Annotated in this window: 23 protein-coding genes and 1 pseudogene; 20 read left to right on the top strand and 4 right to left on the bottom strand. The window is 69.0% G+C overall.

Annotated features, from left to right (window positions below):
- Positions 1-30: 30 nt before the first annotated feature.
- The 4 genes and pseudogenes from SALPAC2_RS24875 to SALPAC2_RS0114600 all read left to right on the top strand — a co-directional run bounded on the left by SALPAC2_RS24875 (position 31) and on the right by SALPAC2_RS0114600 (position 2,396).
- Complete coding sequence (locus SALPAC2_RS24875; protein WP_033661854.1) at positions 31-630, top strand: GNAT family N-acetyltransferase; 600 nt, start codon at positions 31-33, stop codon at positions 628-630.
- A gap of 25 nt (positions 631-655) precedes the next feature.
- A pseudogene (locus tag SALPAC2_RS24870) lies at positions 656-931 on the top strand (hypothetical protein); the annotation flags it as partial.
- Entirely contained in the window at positions 931-2,058 is a 1,128-nt protein-coding gene (locus SALPAC2_RS0114605; RefSeq protein ID WP_018217384.1) for an MAB_1171c family putative transporter, read from the top strand. The pseudogene SALPAC2_RS24870 and the gene SALPAC2_RS0114605, both read left to right, overlap by 1 nt.
- Before the next feature lie 35 nt (positions 2,059-2,093).
- Positions 2,094-2,396: a hypothetical protein gene (locus SALPAC2_RS0114600; protein ID WP_018217383.1), complete on the top strand. Its 303-nt coding sequence runs from the start codon at positions 2,094-2,096 to the stop codon at positions 2,394-2,396.
- A 522-nt stretch (positions 2,397-2,918) separates the two neighbouring features.
- Here SALPAC2_RS0114600 and SALPAC2_RS0114590 read toward each other — a convergent pair.
- The 3 genes from SALPAC2_RS0114590 to SALPAC2_RS0114580 form a co-directional block, all read right to left on the bottom strand.
- Positions 2,919-4,235, bottom strand: a complete 1,317-nt coding sequence (locus tag SALPAC2_RS0114590) for an MFS transporter (RefSeq protein WP_026184746.1) — start codon at positions 4,233-4,235, stop codon at positions 2,919-2,921.
- Between the two features lie 177 nt (positions 4,236-4,412).
- Entirely contained in the window at positions 4,413-5,069 is a 657-nt protein-coding gene (locus SALPAC2_RS0114585; RefSeq protein WP_018217380.1) for an MOSC domain-containing protein, read from the bottom strand.
- A 53-nt stretch (positions 5,070-5,122) separates the two neighbouring features.
- The gene (locus SALPAC2_RS0114580; RefSeq protein WP_018217379.1) at positions 5,123-5,530 is read right to left on the bottom strand and encodes a nitroreductase family deazaflavin-dependent oxidoreductase; all 408 of its coding nucleotides are present in this window, start codon (positions 5,528-5,530) and stop codon (positions 5,123-5,125) included.
- An 85-nt stretch (positions 5,531-5,615) separates the two neighbouring features.
- Here SALPAC2_RS0114580 and SALPAC2_RS0114575 point away from each other — a divergent pair, with 85 nt between their 5' ends.
- Positions 5,616-6,623 carry an ADP-ribosylglycohydrolase family protein gene (locus tag SALPAC2_RS0114575; RefSeq protein ID WP_026184745.1) on the top strand — a complete coding sequence of 336 codons (1,008 nt, stop codon included), beginning with the start codon at positions 5,616-5,618 and terminating at the stop codon, positions 6,621-6,623.
- Positions 6,624-6,843: 220 nt separating this feature from the next.
- On the top strand, positions 6,844-7,101 hold the full coding sequence (locus SALPAC2_RS0114570) for a DUF5999 family protein (RefSeq protein ID WP_018217377.1): 258 nt from the start codon (positions 6,844-6,846) through the stop codon (positions 7,099-7,101).
- Between the two features lie 36 nt (positions 7,102-7,137).
- On the opposite strand, the gene SALPAC2_RS0114565 is transcribed toward SALPAC2_RS0114570, so the two are convergent.
- Entirely contained in the window at positions 7,138-7,677 is a 540-nt protein-coding gene (locus tag SALPAC2_RS0114565) for a GNAT family N-acetyltransferase (RefSeq protein WP_018217376.1), read from the bottom strand.
- Positions 7,678-7,928: 251 nt separating this feature from the next.
- On the opposite strand from SALPAC2_RS0114565, the gene SALPAC2_RS0114560 reads away from it, so the two are divergent.
- From SALPAC2_RS0114560 to SALPAC2_RS0114495, 14 genes are all read left to right on the top strand, one after another.
- Entirely contained in the window at positions 7,929-8,528 is a 600-nt protein-coding gene (locus SALPAC2_RS0114560; RefSeq protein ID WP_018217375.1) for a biotin transporter BioY, read from the top strand.
- A 209-nt stretch (positions 8,529-8,737) separates the two neighbouring features.
- Positions 8,738-9,031, top strand: coding sequence for a hypothetical protein (locus tag SALPAC2_RS27330; RefSeq protein ID WP_162561347.1), 294 nt, complete (start codon positions 8,738-8,740; stop codon positions 9,029-9,031).
- Positions 9,032-9,743: 712 nt separating this feature from the next.
- Positions 9,744-10,076 carry a FeoA family protein gene (locus tag SALPAC2_RS0114550; RefSeq protein ID WP_018217373.1) on the top strand — a complete coding sequence of 111 codons (333 nt, stop codon included), beginning with the start codon at positions 9,744-9,746 and terminating at the stop codon, positions 10,074-10,076.
- Positions 10,073-12,016 (top strand): ferrous iron transporter B, encoded by a 1,944-nt coding sequence (gene feoB / locus SALPAC2_RS0114545; protein WP_018217372.1) that lies wholly within the window; start codon positions 10,073-10,075, stop codon positions 12,014-12,016. Before SALPAC2_RS0114550 ends, feoB begins: the two co-directional genes overlap by 4 nt.
- 5 nt (positions 12,017-12,021) lie before the next feature.
- On the top strand, positions 12,022-12,585 hold the full coding sequence (locus SALPAC2_RS0114540; protein ID WP_018217371.1) for a NifU family protein: 564 nt from the start codon (positions 12,022-12,024) through the stop codon (positions 12,583-12,585).
- Positions 12,586-12,620: 35 nt separating this feature from the next.
- Positions 12,621-12,815: a hypothetical protein gene (locus SALPAC2_RS0114535; protein ID WP_018217370.1), complete on the top strand. Its 195-nt coding sequence runs from the start codon at positions 12,621-12,623 to the stop codon at positions 12,813-12,815.
- Positions 12,816-13,089: 274 nt separating this feature from the next.
- Entirely contained in the window at positions 13,090-14,496 is a 1,407-nt protein-coding gene (locus SALPAC2_RS0114530; protein WP_018217369.1) for a DEAD/DEAH box helicase, read from the top strand.
- 559 nt (positions 14,497-15,055) lie between these two features.
- Positions 15,056-15,823, top strand: coding sequence for a hypothetical protein (locus SALPAC2_RS24865; RefSeq protein WP_033661862.1), 768 nt, complete (start codon positions 15,056-15,058; stop codon positions 15,821-15,823).
- On the top strand, positions 15,823-16,893 hold the full coding sequence (locus SALPAC2_RS0114520) for a glycosyltransferase (protein ID WP_018217367.1): 1,071 nt from the start codon (positions 15,823-15,825) through the stop codon (positions 16,891-16,893). Before SALPAC2_RS24865 ends, SALPAC2_RS0114520 begins: the two co-directional genes overlap by 1 nt.
- Positions 16,880-17,857, top strand: a complete 978-nt coding sequence (locus SALPAC2_RS0114515; protein WP_018217366.1) for a glycosyltransferase — start codon at positions 16,880-16,882, stop codon at positions 17,855-17,857. Before SALPAC2_RS0114520 ends, SALPAC2_RS0114515 begins: the two co-directional genes overlap by 14 nt.
- Positions 17,857-18,912 (top strand): glycosyltransferase, encoded by a 1,056-nt coding sequence (locus SALPAC2_RS0114510; protein WP_223874094.1) that lies wholly within the window; start codon positions 17,857-17,859, stop codon positions 18,910-18,912. The genes SALPAC2_RS0114515 and SALPAC2_RS0114510 overlap by 1 nt, the downstream gene beginning before the upstream one ends.
- On the top strand, positions 18,909-20,129 hold the full coding sequence (locus SALPAC2_RS0114505) for a hypothetical protein (RefSeq protein ID WP_018217364.1): 1,221 nt from the start codon (positions 18,909-18,911) through the stop codon (positions 20,127-20,129). The genes SALPAC2_RS0114510 and SALPAC2_RS0114505 overlap by 4 nt, the downstream gene beginning before the upstream one ends.
- Positions 20,126-21,361: a hypothetical protein gene (locus SALPAC2_RS0114500; protein WP_018217363.1), complete on the top strand. Its 1,236-nt coding sequence runs from the start codon at positions 20,126-20,128 to the stop codon at positions 21,359-21,361. Before SALPAC2_RS0114505 ends, SALPAC2_RS0114500 begins: the two co-directional genes overlap by 4 nt.
- Entirely contained in the window at positions 21,361-22,716 is a 1,356-nt protein-coding gene (locus tag SALPAC2_RS0114495) for a glycoside hydrolase family 55 protein (protein ID WP_026184743.1), read from the top strand. The genes SALPAC2_RS0114500 and SALPAC2_RS0114495 overlap by 1 nt, the downstream gene beginning before the upstream one ends.
- Positions 22,717-22,727 lie beyond the last annotated feature (11 nt).

Genomic DNA, 22,727 nt, shown 5'->3' with positions numbered 1-22,727 from the left:
GCTGTCCCGTCCATGATTGGAGCCCTCGCGATGTCGTTTGAACTCCAGCCCGTCCTGACCAGCGAGCTGATTGCGGTAAGGCCCCTCCGGCCGGCGGATTTCGATGAGCTGTTCGCTGTCGCCGCTGACCCGCTGCTGTGGGAACAGCATCCGCAGCCGGACCGGTGCCGAGAGGAAGTGTTTCGCGCTTTCTTCCGGGATGCGCTCGCCTCCGGCGGCGCGTTCGCAGTGGTCGACACCAGGGACTCTCGCCTGATCGGATCATCTCGGTATCACGGCTACGATGCGGAGCGCCGCGAGGTCGAAATTGGCTGGACCTTCCTTGCGCGTTCCCACTGGGGCGGGGTTTACAACAAGACACTCAAGCAGCTCATGCTGGATCACGCTTTCCAGTTCGTCGATACCGTTGTCTTTCTTATCGGTACGGAAAATTTCCGTTCTCGGCGGGCGGTGGAGAAACTCGGTGGGGTCCTGGTCGAGCCGGGCCAGGACCGGGGTGGGGTGCCCCGCGTGTGCTACCGGATCGAGGTTGGCAACTGGTCCGGTGGGCGTGCAGGTGCCGACGGCCCGGGCGGTGCCGGTGGCCCGGGCGGTGCCGGTGGCCCGGGCGGTGCCGGCGGCCTGAGCTGACGGTGGTCTGGGGAGACGGTGGCAGCATGAAGTGGGGCACATGATCTTTAGGCGTAACGAGCGAAGGTTGCCGGACAACGTGCTACCGGACGGCGGGTTCCCGAACCTTTACCCACAGTCGGCCCGGCACCTCTTGGGGCGCCTCCACTACTCGGAGCCGGAGGAAGGGGAGGCGGAGGTAGCGGCGGCGCTCCTGTTGGAGGCGGTCGGCGAAGTGCCGGGTCCGAGCCGGTTCAGGGGTCTACTCGCCGAGGCCGAGGCGCTGCTGGGGTTTCGGAAGTTGACGGGAGTTCGGTCGTGATGGCAGTGCTGCAGGTCGTGGGGTTGGGTTCGATGTGGGTGGTGGCGGCCCTGCTGCTCCCGCAGGCCTTGCACGATGCCAAGCGCCGCATGCTGTGCGCGGTTCTCCTGCTTTTCGCGATTGAGCTGACCTTGTACCGGCCGGAGGTGCAGGCTCCGATCTACGACGTCGTCAACGGGCACATCGTCTTCGTGGCCGTGCACCTGGTGAGCGTCGGCAAGGGAATCGGCGTGCTGTACCTGCTGCTCATGCTGGTGCAGCGACCCCGCTATCGGCTACCGGTTGCGGTAGCGGGGGTGGCGGTCTCCGCAACGATGATCGCGATCTACGTGTCGGCTCGGCCAGAGCCGGCCACAGTTGACATCCCGCCCGAGATACCACTGAGCTACTGGCACATCTTGTCGGTGTTCCACACGGTCGCGCATTTGTTGGCGGTTGGGCTGTGCTGGCATGCCGCCCGGCTTGTCGCGCCGAGAGCGATGCGCGTAAGCCTGTGGGCATTGACCGGCGGGCTGCTGTTGGCGTGCCTGCCGTGGGCCTTCAACCTCGGCTGGCTCCTCACCGAGGACACCGCTTGGCTCGATCCGATCGGTCCGATCGACGCGGTGACCGGTCTGATCCTCGCGTTCGGTGCCGCGTTGCCGTTGGTGGCGACAGCGCATCGGATGGTACGGCACTACCGCGCATTGCGTCAACTAGAGGCACTGTGGCGAGAGCTCACCTCGGTGGTACCCGACATTGTGTTCGAAGCGGTTCGGCCCGGACTCGGTGTGCGTCAGCTACGGCTGCGACTGCATCGACGGGTCGTGGAACTCCGAGACGCGATGTTGACGCTGCGTGAACATGTCACTTCTGCGGAGCTGCGCGCGGCGCAGGAACATGTGGCCGCCCAGGTCTCCGACGAGCAGCGACGGGAGGCCGCGGCCACCGCCTGCTGGCTGGCGGCAGCCGTGGCAGCGAGGCACCGTGGCGGCGAACCGATGGTGCGGCGGGAGGGCCTGACGAGCGCCCCCGGTGACGACCTCGACGAGGAGGTCAGGCAACTGTTGGAGATCGCGCAGTGGTACCGCTCACCGCTGGTTGACCGGTATCGGGCCGGATTGCCGCCGGTCACCACGGCCCAGTAGCTGATTCACCCCACAATTCGAGAAGGGAGACCTGGGTGGGATTCATCCAGATAATCGACTACCGGACCGAGTACCCCGAGGCGGTGGACCGGCTCCTCACCGAGTGGATCAACGGGAGTGCCGGCCTGCGTACCGCCATCCGTACGCGGGTCTGCCGCGACCTCGATGACCCAACCCACTATATGGAGATCCTTGAGTTCGACTCGTACGATGATGCGATGGTGAACTCCGAGTTGGCCGTGACCAACGCGACCCATGAGGCTTTCGTGCCACTGTGCACCGACGGCCCGCGTTTTATCAATCTCGATGTCATCCGGGACGAGCCATGGCAATCATGAAAACCGTGGTGGGCGGGCGTGTCGCCTGCCCACCACCCCCCTTCTATGGCCTACGTGGTCGGCTTAACCGGCTTGGTCGCGCTAATAGGGGAGCTACAGTGCGCCTGTTTCTGACTCCCCTGGCCATGGTTGGCGCCCTTGCTCTAACCGGCTGCGCAGCCGGATCCGATACCAGCTCGGGTCTCGCCACGACCCCGACCGTGGACTCCACCGCACCCCCGAACGCCGGGTCCGCCGCAACTTCGCCCTCAGCGCCCCCATCCGTCACCGATGAGGTGGGACTACCCCCCGCCGAGCCAGGGCGAACCACGCTCCTGGCTGCGGAGCCCCAGTCCGGCGACGCGATAGTGGGGCGCGTCACTACTGGTCCGGGCGCATTGTGGATCAGCCTCGACTGCCAGGGCGACGGCTCGCTCGTGCTCGCGGTGGGCCCAGCCTCCGAGTTCACCATCCCGTGTGGCCCGGAACTTCACCATGAGCTCAACAAGATTGATGCCGCCTCATCCGCGCAGCCGCTGGGGGTCACGGTGAAGACGTCGGCGGAGGTGCGCTGGGCCCTCCGGATCGAGCAGTGACGACTCCGGCCGGAGGGTTGGTTCGGCATGGCGTTCCGGGGCGCGGGTACGGTGGCGGCCCTTCGGCCCGGCGGAGCAGCCACCAGGCGACAGCGGCCACGCCGAGCAGGCCGGTGCCGGCGATGAGGAACACTCCGGCCGGCGAGGTTGCCTCGAGTAGGGGGCCGCTGATCAGGTAGGCCGCGGTCTCCGCGAGGAAAACCGGGGCGTAGATCGCACCGAAGACCCGGCCCAGCTTGTCGCTGTCCACGTTCTGGCCGATGGCGGTGTCGGTGGCGATGTTCTCCAGGCCGTTGCCGGCACCGGCGATCGTGTAGAGCAGCACGATCAGGATCAGCTGGCCGGCGATGCCCACGGCGATGAGGCCCAGGGCTGAGCAGCACAGGCCGATGAGGAGCAGCCGCGGGCCGGAGGGCTGCCAACGGGTCAGCGCGAGCAGCAACGGCACGAGCACCATCGCGAGCCCGTAACCGCCGGTCGCCACCCCGACCCAGGTATCGGTGCCCCCGTGGTCGTCCTTGATCAGGAAGACCAGCGCCACGCTGTCCCAAGCGGCGAAGAAGACACCGAGAAAGAGGCAGAGCGCCACCGCCCGGGCAACGGCGTGCCCGGCCACGTAGCGCAGGCCGGCCGTGAGGTCCGCGACGAACCGCGTGGTCCGCCGGGAAGCACCATGATCGCTGCCGACCGGCGGCAGAAAGAACAGCACCAGGGCGGAGAGCAGGTAGGAGGCCGCGTCCAGGGCGAAGGCGGCTCGCGCTCCGGCAGCCTGGATGAGTACCGCACCGACGACCGGCCCGGCGGCCAACGCCACATTGCGCGAAAGCCCGAGCAGCGAGTTGGCCTGCACCAGGCTGGACCGCTCCACCAGCCGCGGCACGCAGCTCTTGCCCGCGGGCAGGAAGCAGGTGGTCAGCGTGCCTTTGAGCAGGATCAGGGCGATGAGCACCGGAAAGGGCGGCAGGGCCACCGCGATCAGGCCGACTGTCCCGAACCGAATCAGGTCAGCGGCGATCATGATGCGGCGGGGGTCCCAGCGGTCGGCCAGGGTGCCGGTCACCGGGCCGAGCCCTTGGGGCAGTGCCTTCGCGGCGAGCGCCAAGCCAAGCTCGGTCGGGGTTGCCCCGATTTCGTAGAGGTAGAGAACCACGGCGGTGGCAGTGATGACATCACCGAGGTAGGAGGTGGTGCGGGCGAGCCAGAGCGTCCGGAAGCCGCGGTTGTCAATGAGCAGCGACAGCCCACTACCCCGCAACCTCGTCACTGAAATCCGCCCCTCCCAATTGGAGGAATAATGATCGGCCGCTGAACTTACCAGGGCGTCAGCACTGTAGACAGATCTTGGTTCAGGCGGGGTATCTCTGGTAATAGCGGATGGTCGGGATCGGCGTTGGGTAGCTTCGGTTAGGCGCCCCGGCTGCGGATCAAGTCGCGGGCTGCCTCAGCTGGGCGCTCGTTCCATTAGCGTTTGCCGGAGGTCGTCGGGGAGGCCCTCGACCTCTGCCAGCGCGGGCAGCAACTCCGGCTCGGTCAGGTACGCGTGGAAGGCCGCCGCGATTGTTACGCCATGGGCCGGCCGGTGGAGCACCGAAACCGGATCTCCGGCTCGCACCTCTCCTGGTGTGACGACCCGAAGGTAGGCGCCGGGGCGATTTTCCCGGGTGAACCGCTTCACCCACCGCGGCTCCGCCATCTTGGCCTGGAAAGTCGCGCACGGAACGCGGCCAAAGGTCGGCTGAAGTTCGAGCTGGTCGCCGATGCGCCAGGTCTCGCCGATCACCGCACCGTTGACGTCGACGCCGGCCGTGGTCAGGTTCTCGCCGAAGATCCCGCCTGGCAGCACCCGCCCAAGGTGGGCCTCCCACCAGTCGTAGTCCTCCCGGGCGTACGCGTACACGGCTTGGTCGTCGCCGCCGTGGTGCTCGATGTCGAAGATCTGGTCGCCGACCAGGCCGCTGTGTAGGCCGGTGGTCTTCGGCCCCGGCGCCCGGACCGTCACGGGTCCGTCGACGGGCTGCTTGTTGATGCCGGTGATCCCGACTCGCTTCGCGGTGCTGGGTTCCGGTACCGCCAGGTTGACCGAGAGGATGCTGCCCATGGGCAGCAACCTATCCGTCCGTCTGACGTGGAGCAAAGGAGTTCGGGCTCGGTTTACGAGGCGGCTTCCAGCACGACGACGGGGATTTCCCGGTCGGTCTTGGCTTCGTACTCCGCGAAGCCGGGGAAGGCTTCCTTCTGCGCGCTCCAGATGCGCTCCCGCTCGTCCCCCGCGGCGACCCTGGCCACCAGGTTGAACGTGTCCGTGCCGATCTCCGCCTTGACCTGCGGATGGGCTCGTAGGTTGTGGTACCAGTCGGGGTTGCTGGGGGCGCCGGCCTTGGAGGCGAACACGGCGTAACCACGATCCAACTTCTGGTACATCATCGGGTTCAAACGGGGCTGCCCACTTTTGGCGCCCACCGTGTGTAACAGCAGCAGGGGTGCGCCTGCGAACTGGCCACCGACCCGCCCGTCGTTTTCGCGAAACTCTTTTATGATCTTGGCGTTCCAGTCGTCCATGATCTCTCCTCGCTCGTGTGTCGGCCCCATTATCGTCAATCTGGTACCCCCGCAGTGCCATCCGTTGGGCTACCATCCACCCGATATGCGAGAGCCGACTACGTCGAATGCGGCGTCCGGGTGCCTGTTCGGGTTGGCCTATGGCGACGCCTTGGGCGGACCGACCGAGTTCATGACGGTCCCGGACATCCAGGCCCGCTACGGGCCCGACGGCCCGCGCGAGTTGGCGGGCGACCCCGCACCCGTCACCGACGACACCCAGCTGACCCTGGCGGTCGGGATGGCGCTGTTGGATGCGCCCGCGCCGACGGCCGAGGTGTTGGAACCGCTGCTTCGGGAGCGGTTCGTGCAGTGGGCAGCCAGTCCCGACAACAACCGCGCACCGGGAATGACCTGCCTGCGTGCCTGCGGGAACCTGGCCCTCGGCCAGCCGTGGACCCAGGCCACGATGGTCGGCTCGAAGGGCTGCGGCGCGAACATGCGGGTCGCGCCGGTCGGGCTCGTCGCCGGCTACGACCTGGACACCCTCGCCGGGGTGGCGCAGCTGCAGGCCGCGATGACCCATGGGCATCCCACCGCGCTCGCCGCCAGTGAGCTGACCGCGTACGCCGTGCGGCTGCTGCGCGACGGCGCGGAGCTGCCGTCCCTGCCCACGCTGCTGCGAGCCCGCGCCCACGACCAGCGCACCGTCTACCGCGACGAGTGGTTGGGTGCGCTGTGGCAGCAGCCCGGCGTCGCCAATCCCGCCGACTACCTCGCCCGTGGCTGGGACGAGTGCCAGCACGTACTGGATCGGCTCGATCTGGCGCTCGCCTCGGCCGACGACGGCGCGGACGCCTGCCGGATCACCGGTGCCGGCTGGATCGCCGAGGAGGCCCTGGCCACCGCACTGTTCTGCGCGATCCGGCATGCCGACGATCCGGTGTCCGCCCTTGCCCGCGCCGCCACCACCTCCGGCGACTCCGACTCCATCGCCGGTCTGACCGGCGCGTTCCTCGGTGCCGCCCACGGTATGGCCACGTGGCCGGAGCCCTGGCGCGATCAGATCGAGTACGCCGACGAACTCGCCAGGATGGGCGAAGCCTGGGACTGATTCTTTCAATTCGTGATCAGGCTCATTTTTTCTTTCTCTACTTACCCTATTTTTTATGATCTCTCAATATGTCTGTCAGTATTCTGCCGTGCCTGTATCAGCCCGGGGGTGGGCCGCCTCATCTGTTCAGCGATGACGTAGCGAATTGGTAGGAGGCGGCCACTCCATTCCGTTCCGAGCGCCAGCGCGGCTGAGTAGCCCAGTTGAGAGGAGAACCGACATGCACACCGTCGACCTCGCCCTCCGAGCCCGGCACAACGCCAACAGTCCGTGCAACCATCAGCCGACGTGTCCTGCCGCCAGCGCGGTCGACCATGAGGCGGCCCGCATCATCGCGTCCCACCCGGAGCAGGGCTGGAGTCTGCGCTGCAACGGCGTGATCGTATTCGACGACACCGGTGAGTTGATGCCTGATAACAGCCCGGTCGCCCCGCACCGTGGCCCGGCTCCGCACTGGGAGGGCTACCGCGGAGAGTGACTCGGATGCGGCTGATCCGCCGTCCGTGCGGCCGGGTCAGCCGGTCGGAACCCAGAACCGGAGCTTCTCGCTGCGTTGGTCGGCGAAGATCCCGCCGTTGCGCTCGATCACCTTACGGGAGGCGACGTTGTCCACATCGCACGTCACCAGGGCGGATGCGATGTCCAGGCGGTGCGCCACGGGCAGCGCGGCGGTCAGCATCGCGGTCGCGTGGCCCCGCCGCCGTGCGGTTGGTCGCACGTCATAGCCGATGTGCCCGCCGAAGTCCCGCAGGTACGGGGTCAGGCGATGCCGGATCGCGAGGCGGCCGAGGTAGGCGTCGTCCTGGACCCACCACAAGGTGGTTGACGGTACGTGCCCGTTCGGGCGCGGGGAGTCCTCGAGGTTTTGCTTTCGTAGCCAATCGACGTACGCCGCGAACCCGGCGGGAGTTGACCAGTGGCGCGAGAATATGCGCAGCTCGGACCCGATCATGCTGCCGTCTTCCGTGCTGCCGCGTCCCTCGGCGCGGAACTCGGCCATGGCGGCAACGAACGATTGATGCACCCGTACGGTGGGCGGGCTCAGCTCTGGCATGGCGATATCAGTATCGAATCGGCCGCTTCGGCGCACCCGTATTTCGGTGGTGGTGTGGGGGTAGGTGTTGAGTAGGCCGGATGGCCCGGGTCGAGGATGTTTTCGTCGCCTACCGTCCCGGCGTGAATGATCATCCTGACTGTGCTGCATGACGGGCTGTGGGCGGACGACCGGGCCGGCGGCAGGGCTGGGAAGATCCACATGATCTGTAGGGACGCCACCGGCGTCGGTAGCGACAACAGGAGGATGGAATGGCAGACGGTTTGGTGCTGGCCTCCGGCCCACGTGTCGGCGTGTTGGCCGACGCGTGGGGCGGTTCCGTGGCGCGGGAGGTCGCCCTGGTTGTTGGTGGCGCCGCTGTCGTCGGTGCCGCTGCGCAGGTGTCGGTGGCGATTCCCGGGTCACCGGTCCCCGTGACCGGGCAGACCTTCGCGGTGCTCTTGGCCGGGACCGCGCTCGGGTCGGCCCGTGGGGTGGCGAGCATGCTGCTCTACCTGGTGGCGGGGGTGTTGGGGGTGCCGTGGTTTGCCGACGGCGCGCACGGCTGGCAGTCCGCGACCGCGGGCTACCTGCTGGGCTTCGTGTTGGCCGCGGCGGTTGTCGGCCGGCTTGCCTCGGCCGGGGCGGACCGGCGGCCGTGGCGCATGTTCGGGCTGATGGTGTTCGGGAACGTGGTGATCTATGCGGTTGGTGTTCCCTGGTTGACGGTCGCCACCGGGATGGACGTGCCGACCGCGCTCCTGCTGGGCCTCGTTGCGTTCCTGCCGGGCGACCTGCTCAAGGCCCTGCTCGCTGCGGGCCTGCTACCGGGCTCGTGGCGCCTGGTGCGTCGGCTGTCCGGCGGCGCGTGAGTTGCCCTGTGTCAAGTCTCCACAGGTTGATCTGGGTTGAGCAGGTGTTGTAGGGCGCTGTGGCGGTGGGGGTCGTAGTGTGATCCGGCACCGGCGCTGCGCCGGGGACCACGTGGTGCCCCGACTAACAGCGCACCACAGCGATCAGCGTGACTGACCCAGGTCGATGCGGTCCTGACAATTGCTCACATTTGGGGTAGCCTCCCACGATGGCTGATAAGACTACTCCGGATAAGGGCATGGCGGGCGTAATGGATACGGCGCTCGAGCGCGTCCTAGCCGAGCGGTCCTCTGAGCGGGACGCCCGTGAGGAGGCCGACGCGCAGCTCGCCGCCGAATTGGAGGCCGCAGCGGAGCAGTCGCAGGCGGCTGCCGCTGCCGGTGTTGCCGGTACTGCCGCTGCCGGTGCTGCCGGTGCTGCCGCTGCCGGTGCTGCCAGCGCTGCCGCTGCCGGTGCTGCCAGCGCTGCCAGTGCTGCCAGTGCGGTGAGGCGGCCTGCCTGACGGGAATGAGGACGGCAGTGGCCGCGGTGGCTGCACCACGGCTGAGCGTTGTCCGTCTCTCCATCGGCTGGTCCGCTGGAGAGACGGACAGCCTGTTTCTGAAGCCAGACCTCGCCCGACTCGATTCAGAGTCCTGGATTTGTGCTGCTGGGACGGCTACCCAAACGCGGAGTCTGGTCGGAATTGGACGCCACAGCTCACGGTCATCCCAAACCAGCCGATGCCCTGCCAAGGGGCTTTTATCCGGCATGTGAATCAGGGTTGACCATCGCCCAGATGCTGATAGGCCCCGCTTTGCCCTGTCCCGGCCGCCCAGGCACGTCGGGGCGTCTCGGACGGCACGTTCTATCGAGCTCAGACGAGCAGCTATGGCGTTCAATGCGAGTGGCTCCCAGGCGCCTGATCTCGGCAGCCGAGCCGGTAGCCTCGACCCTGACCCGCCCGGGGCCGCGCGTCCCTGATCGCACAGCCCTTGTCGGCATCGCACAGCCCTTGTCGGCGAAGCGAACCCGCGTACAACGCCACGGGCGCGGCTCTTGCTGCCCTCCGCCGACCAGGCTGCCTGGGGCGCCGCCTGGCGCTAGCCCGGCGTGCTAGGCGCGCCGTGCTGGCCCGCAACTGTCCCGAGAAGAGGGGCCGAAGGTCACGCTCCAGCGAGTTTTCCTGAGGTTAGCCTTACCTAATCTCAAGGTGAGTCTGGCTGGGGGCGTGCATGACGAGCAGGACGTTCGAACAGGGGACCGACGGTCGGCCCGGGGCTGAGGCCCGGCCCGACGGTCGGCCCCCGGCTGAGGCCCGGCGCGGCGAAAGGACGCTGGCCGACCTGACGCCGAGCGCCACCGCGCAGGTGGTGAGCGTCTCGGTGCCCGATTCCCCGGCTGTCGCGCGGCGTCTGGCCGACCTCGGTTTCACGCCGGGCACGGAGGTCCGGATGCTGCGCCGGGCACCGCTGCGCGACCCCCTGATCTACCTGGTGAAGGATTACGAGATCTGCCTCCGCCGGGCGCAGGCGTCCTGCGTGAACGTGGTCGAGGTGGACGGGTGAGCAGCTCCTGCCACGAGAGCGGTCAGCCCGCGGCCCCGCTGACCCAGCTGCCGCAGGTGGCCCTGGTCGGTGCCCCCAACGCGGGCAAGACCAGCGTCTTCAACGCCCTCACCGGCTTGAACGCCAAGACCGGAAACTATCCCGGGGTGACCGTGTCCCGCTTCGCCGGGACCTGCCGGGTCGGCGACCGTAAGCTCGCCGTCGAGGATCTCCCCGGCTCGTACGGGCTGGACCCGGTCAGTCTGGACGAGCAGGTTCTGGTCGATGTCCTGGACGGCAACGGCATGCGGGCGCCCGATGTGTTGCTGATCGTGGTTGACGCGACGACCCTGCGGCGCTCGTTGGGATTCGTCGCGCAGGTGCTGGCCCGGGGTCTTCCCAGCTGCGTGGTGCTGACCTTCACCGACGAGTTGCTCCGCCGCCAGGGCGCGGTGGATGTCGACGCGCTGAGCCAGGCCCTGGGAGTGCCGGTGGTCGCGGTGGTCGGCCACCGCGGTCACGGCATCGCGCAGCTGCGGGAACAGCTGCTCGACTGGAGAGACTGGCCGACGCCGGTGATACCACCACCCGTGGACCCGGGTGAGCGGGACGCCTGGGTGGAGTCCGTCCTGTCGTACGCCGGGTACCGGGCGGCCCAACCGCACGGCCGCACCCGACGACTCGACGCGGTGCTGCTGCACCCGATCTTGGGCACCGTGGTCTTCTTCGCCGTGATGGTGCTGTTCTTCCAGACGGTCTTCACCCTGGCCGCTCCGCTTCAGGAAGGGGTCGAGGCGTTCTTCGGCGTACTGTCGGGCTGGGTGTCGGTGCACGTCACCAATCCGTGGCTGTCAGGCCTGCTTGGGGACGCCCTGATCGGTGGAGTCGGCGGCGTCCTGGTCTTCCTGCCCCAGATCATGCTGCTGTTTCTGCTGATCTCCCTCCTCGAGGGGGTCGGCTACATGTCCCGCGCGGCGTTCCTGATGGACCGGGTGATGGGCCGCGTCGGGCTGGAGGGACGTGCCTTCGTGGCGCTGCTGTCCTCGTTCGCCTGCGCGATCCCCGGCATCATGGCCACCCGCACCCTGCCCTCGGCCCGGGACCGGATCGCCACGATGATGGCGGCGCCGCTGATGACCTGCGCCGCGCGGCTTCCCGTCTACGTGGTCCTGATCGGGCTGCTGGTCGACCCCGCCGCCACGTTCGGTCCGTTCGGTCTGCAGGGTCTGGTCATGTTCGGGCTGTACCTGCTCGGTGCGGTCGCGGCGATGCTGGCCGCGTGGACGTTCAAGAAGTTCGGTGACCGTCGTGGCCAACCGACGCCGTTCTATCTCGAGATGCCGCCGTACCGGCTGCCCTCGCCCCGGGCGGTTCTGCTGGCGGTGTGGGGCGCGGCGAGTTCGTTTCTCCGCAAGTGCTCGACCATCATCGTGGCCACCACGATGGTGCTGTGGCTGCTGCTGAACCTGCCGCTGCACTCGACCGAGCAGATGCAGGCGGCGGGCGTCGACACCGCTGATTCGGCCGCGGTCTCGGCCTACGTCGTCGACCACAGCTACGCCGCCGAAGCCGGCCGGCTGGTGGCCCCGGTCTTCGACCCCCTGGGTTTCGACTGGCGGATCAATGTCGGCGTGCTGTCCGCCCAGTCGGCCCGGGAGACGTTCGTCGCCACCCTCGGCCAGGTGGCGGCGGCCGAGGACCCCGAAGACCCGGGCGACGCGCTACGTGCCATGACCTACTCGGACGGCCCGCGTGCCGGGCAGCCGATCTTCACCGCGCCGACGATCGCCGCGCTGCTGGTGTACTTCGCCTTCGCCCTCCAATGTATGGCGACCGTCGGGGTCATCCGGCGGGAGACCGGCACCTGGCGGTGGCCGCTGGTGGCCTTCGGCTACCTCACCGTGGCGGCCTGGCTGATGGCCTACCTTGCCCGGACCGTCACCTCCTTCTTCGTGGGGTGACTCGGATGGTTCCCCTGCACCCGCAGCGCTGCGCCGACGAACCGGATCTGCTGCGCTGGGTCATCCCCGCCGACCTGCTCGACCCGGTCGGCGTCGTGGCCGCGGCCCCGCCACCGCTGGCGGGGCTGCTCGCCGACGGGACCCTCGCCGAGCTTCGGCTGGAACCCGCCGCCGTGGTCACCCGCCTCGGCCCGCGGCGCAGCTGGCGGGACCAGGGGCCCCGGGTACGCGGCGCGCTGCACGCCGCCCTCGGGGAACCCGACGGCTGGCACGTCGTACCCGATTCCGGTGCGCGGGCCGGTGACGCGGTGCTGCGTACGCTGGCCCAGCAGCTCCTCGATGGGTCGGTCGGGCGGTTCGCCGCCGCGCACGGTGGCCGGATCGACCTGGTGGACGTGCGGGACGACGTGGTCACCGTCCGGCTCGCCGGTGCCTGCAACGGCTGCCCGGCCGCCCGCAGCACCCTGCACGGCCAGCTGGAACATCGCCTCCGGCAGCGCTATCCGGCGCTGCGCGCGGTCGTCGACCATGCGGCTCGGTCCAGCGCCTCACGCACAACCGATCGATGATCCGGTCGGGTGCACTGCTCGGCTAGCCTTCACCCGTGTCCGGCCGGGTGAACGGTGCGGCCCGGGTCTTCGAGGACGGGCAACTCCACCTGTATGTGGTGAATCTTCCCGATGTGTCGGGTTACTACGAGGTGTGGCTGATCTCAGTGGTGGATATCTCCGCCGAGCGGTACGACAACAACACCGACCACTCCGGCGACAGCCTGGTCCGGGGCACTCTGACGGGCTGACCCTCCCACCGGGAAGGTGGAGACCAAGCGGCGGTGACGGTGCCCGACTGCCAGCGGGTTTGTCGACGATCGTTGTCGGTTGCCGCGGGCAGCACGCCCCGGCCAGCGGGTTCGAGTAGACTGGCCCCGCGGCCCTTCCAGCATGGCGACGAGGCTCGATGCCCACGTCGCGCGCCGCGACGCAGCTGCCGCTTGACCGCCGCGTTGACCTCCTTCGCCGACACCACCACGGTCAGCGCCAGGCGGGACGCCCCCTTCAACCTTCGGAGCCTCCATGGCGGCAAGCCGCCCGCGCCAGAACACCCTGCCCGACTCCCCGCCAACCCAGCCCGACCCGCCGAGCTTCACCGACCTCGGCGTGCCCGACCCGCTCACCCGCCACCTGGCTGCGGTCGGGGTGGAACGGCCGTTCCCGATCCAGGCCGCGACGTTGCCGGACGCGCTAGCCGGGCGGGACGTGCTCGGCCGCGGCCGTACCGGTTCGGGTAAGACCTATGCCTTCGTGCTGGCGGTGCTGTCCCGCCTGGCCTCGACCGCGACACCCCGTCGGGCCAAGCGTCCCCGGGCGCTGATCCTCGCGCCGACTCGAGAGTTGGCCACGCAGATTGACCGCGTGATGGCGCCGCTGGCCCAGGCGCTGTCGCTGCGCACGATGGCGATTTTCGGCGGCGTCGCTGCCCGGCCCCAGATCGCCGGGCTCCAAGCCGGGGTCGATGTCCTGGTGGCCTGCCCCGGACGGCTGACCGACCACGTCGAAGCCGGACACGCGTACCTGGACGCCGTTGAGATCACTGTCCTCGACGAGGCCGACCACATGGCCGACCTTGGCTTCCTGCCCAGCGTACGGCGGCTGTTGGAGCGCACCCCGCGCGGTGGGCAGCGGCTGTTGTTCTCGGCAACCCTGGACTCCGGCGTTGACGTCCTGGTGCGGCGGTTCCTCACCAAACCAGTCGTGCACAGCGTTGACTCAACACTGTCGCCGGTCGCCGCGATGACCCATCACGTGCTGCACGTCCACGCCGAGGACCGGTTCGCCGTGTTGGTCGAGCTGACTGCCACATCGAGCCGCACGGTGGTGTTCACCCGCACCAAACGGGGTGCGAAAACTCTGACTCGACGGCTCGCCGCAGCCGGGGTCAGCGCGGTCGAACTGCACGGCAACCTCGCCCAAGGCGCCCGCACCCGGAACCTACAGGCATTCGCCGCCGGGGAGGCGCACACGTTGGTCGCCACCGACATCGCCGCTCGGGGCATCCACATTGACGATGTGGCGTTGGTCGTGCACGCCGATCCGCCGGTGGAGCACAAGGCGTACCTGCACCGTTCGGGTCGTACCGCTCGGGCCGGTGCGGACGGGACCGTCGTCACCCTGATGACCGACGCGCAGGTGGCCGAGGTGCGGACACTGACTCGCAAGGCCGGCATCACCGCGACCACGACCCGCCTGCGCCCGGGCGACCCGCTGCTTAGTGACATCGCCCCGGGTGAACGGCGGCTGGTTCCCCAGCCTGTATCGCCTTCCCCCGGCCCTCGGCACGAGGCGCGGTCCACTCCCGGCGGCCGGGGGCAGCGCGGCGGCAAACCGGCGCCGACCACCTCGACCCGATCTGGTCCGCGGCGATCCGGGGCCGCAGCCTTCTCCGCCCGGGCCCGTCCCCGCGCGCGCCACATGGGACGATAGTTCTTGTTCGGGCCGAGCCGGACATTCGAGATCTCGTCGGGTTCGGTTTCCTCGATGATGCCCGATCTATTGGCGCCCACTATGGAATTTCGCTTTAGGGTCGGCGCGAACAGGGCGTTTGCGGGATATCTGGGATAGTGATGAGGGCCGCGTCACTGGGCCCCGCGAATGCTCGATGGGCGCTGATATCGTGCCGCTCGTGACTGATGAAGCGGCCAGTGAACGGGGGCGCCCACCCGCCGGTGCGCATGCGCATGGCGCTCCGGGTGGCCAAAGCGATGTTCCGGTCTCATCCCCACCGCCCTACGGGCCGCATCCCAACCCGCCGGCTGGTGGTGACCAGTATGGGCAGGGCCAGTACGGACAGGGCCAGCAGTACGGGCCAGGCCAGCAGTACGGGCCGGGCCAGTACGGGCAGGACCAGTACGGGCCGGGCCAGTACGGGCCGGACCAGTACGGGCCGGACCAGTACGGGCCGGGCCAGCAGTACGGGCCGGGCCAGTACGGGCAGGACCAGCAGTACGGGCCAGGCCAGCAGTACGGGCAGGACCAGTACGGGCTGAGCACGCAGCCGAGCGCTGGGCCGGCTGGTGGTGAACCGTACGGGCAGGATCAGTACGGGCTGAGCACGCAGCCGAGCTCGTTCACCACGGCGCCGCTCGCCGCACCAGGACTGCAGCGACGGATCGTGCCGTCTCCGCCCCCAGAGCGGGGAAAGCTCCTGCGTGGCCTGCTCATCGGTGTCCTCGCTGGCGCGCTGGTGGCCGGGGTCGGCGCGTTCTTCGTTGGTCGGGCGACCGCGCCCGACGGTGGTGGTGCGGCGCCGGCTGCCGCCCCGCAGCCGGAGAAGCTGGCCGAATTGGTCGCCACCAACCGCGCCGCATTCCCGGATGACCTGCTCCCCCTGGCGGAGCCGTGGCTGGCCGACATGAGCGGCTGCGTCGCGGACGCCGGGAGTGGCGGCCCACAGCTCAGCCCCGGGCAGCGCTCCCATGTGCTGTGCCGGGACGGCGGGATGTACCTGCACTTCGTCGGGTACGAGTCGGCCGAGGCCAAGGCCGCCGACCAGGACTACCGGCAGCAGCTCGCCCTGAACTCGGGGAGCATCCTCGCCGGGGCCGATCAGCCCGGCCGTAAGTTGGGCGGCGTCACCGACGCCCCGGGTACGTACGTCGAGTACGCCACTCCCGCCGGCGATGCCCCGGCTCTCTGCGGCTTCTGGTGGAATCGGGACAACACCGAGACGGCCGTCTACGTGGACGTGCTCTGCGACAGTCTCGGCGGCGGGTGGGACTCGCTGCGAGCTGTCTGGCAGCGACACAGCTGATGGCCGACCTGCTCGCCGACCGGTCGGTTGCGGTAGTCCATGAATGGTTCAGCGCCGTCGGTGGATCGGAGAACGTCTTCCTGGCGATCGCTGAACTGATCCCGCACGCGACCCGGCACGTGTTGTGGGCCGAACCAGATGCCGACAGTGCCGGCCTGCGGGAGACGTGGTTGGCCCGCACCCCGCTGAGTCGATCTAAGGCACTCGCCCTCCCGGTGATGCCGTTGGTGTGGCGCACCGCGGGCCGGCCCAGCCCAGATGTGGTGATCTCGTCCAGCCACGCTTTCGCACACACCGTCAAGTTCGGCGATCCCGCGCAGACCCGACACCTCAGCTACGTGCACACGCCCGCCCGGTACGTGTGGAGCCCCGGCTTCGACGGGCGTGGAGCCAACCCGTTACTCGCACTGCCCCGCGCGCTCCTGCAGCGAGCAGACCGGTGGGGCGGGCGCCACGTACACGCGTACGCGGCGAACTCGGTGGAGGTCCGCGACCGGATTCGCCGGTTCTGGCACCGGGACGCAGTAGTGATCAACCCGCCGGTTGACGTGGAGTACTTCGGTACCGCACCGGACGGCGACCGCGACTACCTGCTCGGTGTCGGTCGCTGGATCCCGTACAAGCGGTTCGACCTGATGATCGAGGTCGCTGCTGAGGCCGGGATGCCGCTGGTCCTGGCGGGAGCTGGCCCGGACGAGGCGAGCCTGCGCCGGCAGGCCGGACGGCACGTCCGATTCGAGGTACGCCCCTCCCGCGAGCGGCTGCGCGAGCTGTACGCGGGCGCCGCGGCCCTGCTCTTCCCCGCCCACGAGGATTTCGGCATCGTTCCGGTCGAGGCCCAGGCGGCCGGCACCCCGGTGGTGGGACTGGCGCGGGGCGGCCTGCTGGAGACCGTCGTGCCCGGCGAGACAGGCCTGCTCACCGAGTCCACCGACCCGCGGGTTCACGCCCGGTTGCTGGGGCGCCTCGGAGACCTGGACCGGGCACTGATCCGGCGGCACGCGGAGGGCTTCGGCCACGCCCGATTTGCCGAGCACATGATGAGGTGGATCAACGATGCCGTCCGCTGAGCGCCGGGTGACCGTGCTGGACGGCAGCGGGGTCGGGCCCGGAGGCATCACCCGGGTCCTCAACGAGTTGGTCCGGTACTGGCCGAGCGGCCACGACCTCCGTCTCGTCGGCGCGCCGCCGGGTTTCGACGGGCCGGCGGAGATCGTGGTGAGCCACCAGGCCGACGGCCGGGGGCGCACAATCGCGGCCGCGACCGCCGCGCTGCGCCGGGAGAGCCGCGGGCAGATCCTGTCGCTCAGTCCGTCCCTCGCGCTGGCTGGCGCCCGCCTGCCGGTCACCACGATCGTGCATGACCTCGCGTTCCGGCTCTGGCCACGCGGACTGTCGCAGTCCGTTCGCGAGTACCGCCGGGTCAGCTACGCTACCGCGATCCGCCGTTCCACCGCACTGCTGTGCGTCAGCGCCCGCACCCGCCACGACCTGTTGGGCCTCTACAACGTGGACGAGCAGCGAGCTGCCGTCTGGCATCCGGGTAGCGATCTGCCCAGTCCGGGTACGCCGCCAGCGCTGCCCCCCGAATACGTGGTGGTGGCCGGGCACGCCCCGCACAAGGGCGTCGAACTGGCAATCGAGGCGATTCGCGCCTTTCCGCAGTACACATTGGTCGTACTCGCTGGCAGTACCCGCCACTTCTCCGACGACAGCGGCCGCACGGTGTTCCTGGATCGGCTCGACGACGGGGCGTACGCGGCGACGGTGGCTGGGGCCGCCGCGTTCTTGATGCCGAGTCACTTCGAGGGCTTCGGCCTGCCCGCCGCCGAGGCCCTCGCCCTGGGTACCCCCACGATCGTCTCGCCCGACCCCGCTCTGCACGAGGCGACCGGTGGTGCCGCGATCCGGATGCGAAGCTGGACGGTCGAGGCCCTGGTCGAAGCGCTCGGCAAGCTGGAAAAGCCGGAACCGGTCACCGTCCGCACCTGGCGGGAGGCCACCTTGGAACTCGCCGGACGGTTGTGGCCCTGATGCGGATCGCCATGGTGCATGCCTCTTTCGCCGTCCGCGGCGGCGCCGAGCTCTACGTCGAGGACCTCAGCCGCAGCCTCACCGAACGCGGGCACGAAGTACGCATCTTCACCGCCGCGGATCATCGGCGGTTCTCGGCCCGGTTACCGGGCAAGGTCGCCGTGCATGCGGCGGATCTGCTCGACCCGACCGGCTTCGGCCCGGCCGACCTACGCGACTTCGCGCCCGACGTGGTGCATGTGCACAACTGGCAGGGGCTGGGAGTCCCCGCGGTGGCCCGCATCGCGCGCGCCTACCCGACGGTGCACACAGTGCACGATCACGCGATCGTGGATCCGAACAACGCGATGCGGAACCTGGGGCGCTCTCGGGTGCTGGACGCGCTGCTGCGGGCGCGTTCGGCCTGGATCCTGCGGCGCTTTCGGCGGATCCTGCTGCTGTACGCTACCGAACGGGTACGCGACACCGTACGGCGAAGTAGTCGTCGCACCCGGCACCCGGCGAGTCGTATCGTGCCGCTCGCCGTGGCGCTGGACTGGAACCGGCGGGACTGGCCCCCGGGCGACCCCACCACGTTCCTGTTCCTGGGTGCCCTCGGCACCCACAAGGGCCTCGATCTGTTGCTGGACGCGTGGGACGGCCCGGGCACCCTGCTCGTGGCCGGGGAGGGGCCGCTGCGGCAGCGGGTCGAGACAGCGGCACCGCGGGTACGGTATCTCGGCCGGCTCGACGAGGCGGGCAAGCGCGAGGCGTTCGGCCGAGCCGCCTGGCTGGTATTTCCCAGCAGGCAGGAGACGTACGGCCTGGTGTGCGCGGAGGCCCTGATGGCCGGCCGTCCGATCATCGCTGGCGCACACGCACCGCCGGTGATGGCCGCGGGCAGTTCCACGCTGCTCTTCAACGGAGCCGATGAACTCCGCGCGGTCCTGCGCCGGGCCGCTGAAATGCCGACTGCCGAATATGCTCGGATGGCCGAGTCCGCGGCCGCTGACGGCCGGGAACTGGACTGGGATGACCACGTCAGCAAGGTGCTCGACGCCTACGAGGGACGATGACTGAGCAACGCACCATCCGCATCGCGCCTCGCTGGGACTCCATCCACGAGTACGGCCTGCACTTCGTCCTCGTGGCGTGCACGGCCCCGCTGCCCCTCGCCGGCCTGTCCTGGCTACTCTTCGACGGCCGGCCCTGGGTCTTCAGCCTGGCCGGCGCCGTGGTCACCTGCCTCCTCGCGGTCGCCGTGGTGCTGCGGCACGGCTGGGAACTGCCGGTGCGGTGGGCGGAGATTGGCGCGGCGGCGGCCCTGGTGCTGATGGTCTGGAGCGTCATCGGCGTCGCCCATCACGGCCTTGCCCAGACCGTCACCGGCCTGCGGTTGATCCTGGTTCCGGTGGCATTCCTGGTAATCGTTGGTGCGCTCGCGTCGGGCGCGGTGCCGCGGCTGCTCACCGCACTGGCCGTGCTGGTCATCGCGAACGCGGTGGCGGGTGTGGCGGAGGTGCTGATCGGGCCCACGACGTTGGTGAGCTGGGGGTTCAGCCCGGAGCACAACGTCCGCTACATCGACGGCGTGTTCCGCGTTCCGGGGCTCACCGAGGTTAATGCCGAACTGGGCATGCTCGCCGCGGCCTACCTGCTCGGATACCTGGCCTGCTGGATTACCCCCCGGGCCCGGCCACGCGTGGTGCTCTGGCATGTTGCCGCTGCCGCCGCGGTGCTGTGTCTGGTGCTGAGCACCAGCCGGTCCGGAGCTCTGCTCGTGGTGGGCGGCATGGCTGGGGCGCTTATCCTGCCGCATACCCGCTCGCGGAGTAGGCGGCTGGTGGCCATCGCGCTGACCGGGTTGATCGCCGCCGGGATCACCGCCATGTTCGTGCTGATCGGAGCTGGGGGTAGCAGCAGCCTGTTCCAGCGTTTCGCGGTCTGGCGTGACCTGTTGGCCGGGGCGTCACTGGTTGGCGATGGGATCGGCGCGGCGGGTGGTGCGACGTACTCCCGGGTGGCCGATTCGCCACCGCAGTTCGTGGACAACTACTTCCTGAACGTCGGATTGCAGTTCGGTCCTGTGGTGATGGTGCTGCTGGTCGGTGCGACGGTGTTCGCGCTGGTGTGGCTCGCGCGTGGCTCCGTTCGGCGCCCTGAGTTCGTGATGCCGATCGCGCTCGTCAGCGGCTTGGCCGCCGCCTCCGTGACCCTAGACTCCTGGGAGTTCACGGCGGCGATGCTGACTCTGATCCTTTTTGGTCACCACGGTTTGCGCTCCCCGTCATGACCGGGCTGCTCCGGCAGCTCCAGCAGTCGCAGCTGTCCGTACAGGTGATGACTAGGCTGGCGAACGTCGGAGTGTTCCTGCTGGCCTCCTGGCTCGACAGCGAGCATGTGGCCTTCGTGGCCTTCCAGGGTGTTTTGCTGGCCATTCCGTACACCCTCATCGAGGCTCTGATCGGGCGCCCGCAGTCGGCGGGAATCGTGCCCTCCGGCTGGGACCGCGAGGCGTGGGCGAGGCGGACCGCGGCGGTGGTGATGTTGCCGGTCGCCGTGATCGCCTTCACGGCGGTCTCCGTGACGTTCCCGGAGAGCAGCATTTTCGACCGACTCCTGGTCGTTCTGCCGGTGTTGCTGCAACTACCGATCGAGGCGCTCTTCTGGTCGATGTCGGCAACCCGGTCCCGCCGCCGGGCCAATCTGGTGCCGCAATTGGTAGCGGCCGGCACGCTGGCCACCGCGGCGTTCGCCCTCACCGGCCTACGTCTGGAGGTCGCGGCAGTACCCGCCCAACTCGCCGTGCTGGCCTGGGCCCTGAGCTGTCAGCCGGCTCGGGGCAGGGGAGTCCGGCCCGGACTGCTGGCCGGCCTGCGACTCGGTGTTACCTACTGCGTGGCCGCGGCGGCTGACCTGCTGTATGTCATCGCGCTGCCCGCCGTCGCGGGAGTGCTGGCCGGCGCCGACGCGATCGTCGTGTTGCGCGCGATGGACCTGGCCTTCGGTCCGTTCCACGTGGCGCTCGCAGCCACCACCCGGGAAGACCTGGTCGTGGGACGAGGAAGCCGGTTCCGCACCGGGGCGCGGCTGTTAACCGTGGTGCTGCTGGTCGGGATCTCCGGCACGGTTGTCACCAGCCCGGACGTACGCGGCCTACTAGCCGGCGCGCTCGCCGCCGCCAGTCTCGGCACGGTGGCGTTCTACTGTGCCTACAAGGCGGCTCTCATGGTCTCCACCTGGCTCTCCACGCGACACATGATCTACTCCGCGCCCGCTACCTACCTCGCCTCGGCGATTGGATCGCGAACGATCGCGTTCCTGGCGCTGGCCGTCGCGCTGCTCTGGCTGGATAACACCGGTGACCTGTTTCTACTGCTCGCCGTGGGTGAGGTGCTCGTCGTAGCATGGTTCGCCCTGCGGCTCCGGCTGACCGGTGACTCGGCGGCACGACCTCCAGCGCTACCCTCGGCACGGGTGCCATCCCCTACTCTCGTCCAGCCACGCCGGTCACAGGAGAAATAATGAGTCCCGAGCCGCCCGGTGTCAGAGCAGCCCGTGCCGCCCTACCCCGCCGCCGGGCCATCGCCTCAGTCGGTGCGGTCCTCGCTGCTGGTGGAGTTGGAGCCGTGGCGTACGGCAGGGGCGATGACGCGTCCGCGCGCGGCGACTACGACGTGCGGGAATTCGGCGCGAAGGGTGATGGCAGCAGCGACGACACCAAGGGCCTGCAGCGGGCCATCGACGCCGCCCGCGCCACCGGTGGGATCGTGTTCTTTCCCCCGGGCACGTACCTGACCCGCCGGCTTACCCTCTACTCCCGGGTGCACCTGCGTGGCTCTGGCGGTGACGCCACCGTGCTCCGGCTGGCTCCGGGCGCAAACACCGCCATTCTCGAGACCGATCGTTTTGAGCAGGAGACGAGTAGTCGCAGTGACGCCGGCAGCACGATGTTCAGCGTCCGTGACCTCACCCTGGACGGGAACCGCGCGGAGGACAATCCGGTCGGCTACGGCCTCCGCATCTACGGGTACGGCTACGAGCTCGCGGATCTGACCGTGTTCAACTGCGGTGCCGATGGGGTTTTCAGTGACTGGGGAACCGCCGCCGACCTGCCCGAACCGTCCCACCAGATGGAGGCCCGGGTCACCGGCCTTCGTACGCACGACAACGGCGGCCACGGTATCAACTTCACCGGGCCACACGACTCGATGTTTCTCAACTGCATCTCGTTCCAGAACGCCGGCACCGGGTTTCACATGGCCGGAAACTCGTACGGCACGCTCATGGTCAATTGCCATGCCTGGGGTATTCGGCAGGATGTCTCCTTCGAGCTCGCCGCGTCGGGCATTGGCTGCGTGAACTGTTATGCGGACCTGGCCGGTGGGGTCGGTGTGCGTATCTCGCGCAACGACTGCCGCTGGCTGGCCGGCTACGTGCAGGGTGCCAACCACCCCGGCCCGGGCACCGAGATTGGTATTCAGTTCGTGGCTGGTGCCAAACCCGAGGAACCCGCCTCGGCCACCATCGACACCCAGATCCGGAACTGCGCGAACGCCGCGATCGACTTCGGTGCGGACCGGGGCATGTCCAGCATCCGGGCCACCCTTTCTCAGCCCGGTCTGCCCGGCGTCGCCGGCACCGGCCAGGGGTGGATCGGCCAGCCGGCAACGAACTCGCAGGTGGCCATCACCCACGGTCTGAGCCACCCCAGCAAGAACCTGGTCGTGCGGCCCGCGTTTGACCTGCGGGCCCAGCCGACTCCGGACGCGCCCGGCGAGGCATCGGTTCGGGTGTTCGCACGGGAGGTGAACGGTGCCACCCAGCTCTGCGTCCGCTTTCCCAACGGTGCCGTGCGGGTGCTGGCGGGGGAGGGCTGACCGGCAGCCCC

Source organism: Salinispora vitiensis (assembly GCF_000378825.1).
Taxonomy (GTDB): domain Bacteria; phylum Actinomycetota; class Actinomycetes; order Mycobacteriales; family Micromonosporaceae; genus Micromonospora; species Micromonospora vitiensis.
This window is presented reverse-complemented; position numbering and strand designations above follow the sequence as displayed.

Bases quoted from the DNA above. Each gene is read 5' to 3' on its own strand.
- SALPAC2_RS24875 (WP_033661854.1), top strand. From the start codon at position 31: ATGTCGTTTGAACTCCAGCCCGTCCTGACCAGCGAGCTGATTGCGGTA.
- SALPAC2_RS0114605 (WP_018217384.1), top strand. From the start codon at position 931: ATGGCAGTGCTGCAGGTCGTGGGGTTGGGTTCGATGTGGGTGGTGGCG.
- SALPAC2_RS0114585 (WP_018217380.1), bottom strand. From the start codon at position 5,069: ATGGGCAGCATCCTCTCGGTCAACCTGGCGGTACCGGAACCCAGCACC.
- SALPAC2_RS0114580 (WP_018217379.1), bottom strand. From the start codon at position 5,530: ATGGACGACTGGAACGCCAAGATCATAAAAGAGTTTCGCGAAAACGAC.
- SALPAC2_RS0114575 (WP_026184745.1), top strand. From the start codon at position 5,616: ATGCGAGAGCCGACTACGTCGAATGCGGCGTCCGGGTGCCTGTTCGGG.
- SALPAC2_RS0114570 (WP_018217377.1), top strand. From the start codon at position 6,844: ATGCACACCGTCGACCTCGCCCTCCGAGCCCGGCACAACGCCAACAGT.
- SALPAC2_RS0114565 (WP_018217376.1), bottom strand. From the start codon at position 7,677: ATGCCAGAGCTGAGCCCGCCCACCGTACGGGTGCATCAATCGTTCGTT.
- SALPAC2_RS0114560 (WP_018217375.1), top strand. From the start codon at position 7,929: ATGGCAGACGGTTTGGTGCTGGCCTCCGGCCCACGTGTCGGCGTGTTG.
- SALPAC2_RS27330 (WP_162561347.1), top strand. From the start codon at position 8,738: ATGGCTGATAAGACTACTCCGGATAAGGGCATGGCGGGCGTAATGGAT.
- SALPAC2_RS0114550 (WP_018217373.1), top strand. From the start codon at position 9,744: ATGACGAGCAGGACGTTCGAACAGGGGACCGACGGTCGGCCCGGGGCT.
- SALPAC2_RS0114540 (WP_018217371.1), top strand. From the start codon at position 12,022: ATGGTTCCCCTGCACCCGCAGCGCTGCGCCGACGAACCGGATCTGCTG.
- SALPAC2_RS0114530 (WP_018217369.1), top strand. From the start codon at position 13,090: ATGGCGGCAAGCCGCCCGCGCCAGAACACCCTGCCCGACTCCCCGCCA.
- SALPAC2_RS0114520 (WP_018217367.1), top strand. From the start codon at position 15,823: ATGGCCGACCTGCTCGCCGACCGGTCGGTTGCGGTAGTCCATGAATGG.
- SALPAC2_RS0114515 (WP_018217366.1), top strand. From the start codon at position 16,880: ATGCCGTCCGCTGAGCGCCGGGTGACCGTGCTGGACGGCAGCGGGGTC.
- SALPAC2_RS0114510 (WP_223874094.1), top strand. From the start codon at position 17,857: ATGCGGATCGCCATGGTGCATGCCTCTTTCGCCGTCCGCGGCGGCGCC.
- SALPAC2_RS0114505 (WP_018217364.1), top strand. From the start codon at position 18,909: ATGACTGAGCAACGCACCATCCGCATCGCGCCTCGCTGGGACTCCATC.
- SALPAC2_RS0114500 (WP_018217363.1), top strand. From the start codon at position 20,126: ATGACCGGGCTGCTCCGGCAGCTCCAGCAGTCGCAGCTGTCCGTACAG.
- SALPAC2_RS0114495 (WP_026184743.1), top strand. From the start codon at position 21,361: ATGAGTCCCGAGCCGCCCGGTGTCAGAGCAGCCCGTGCCGCCCTACCC.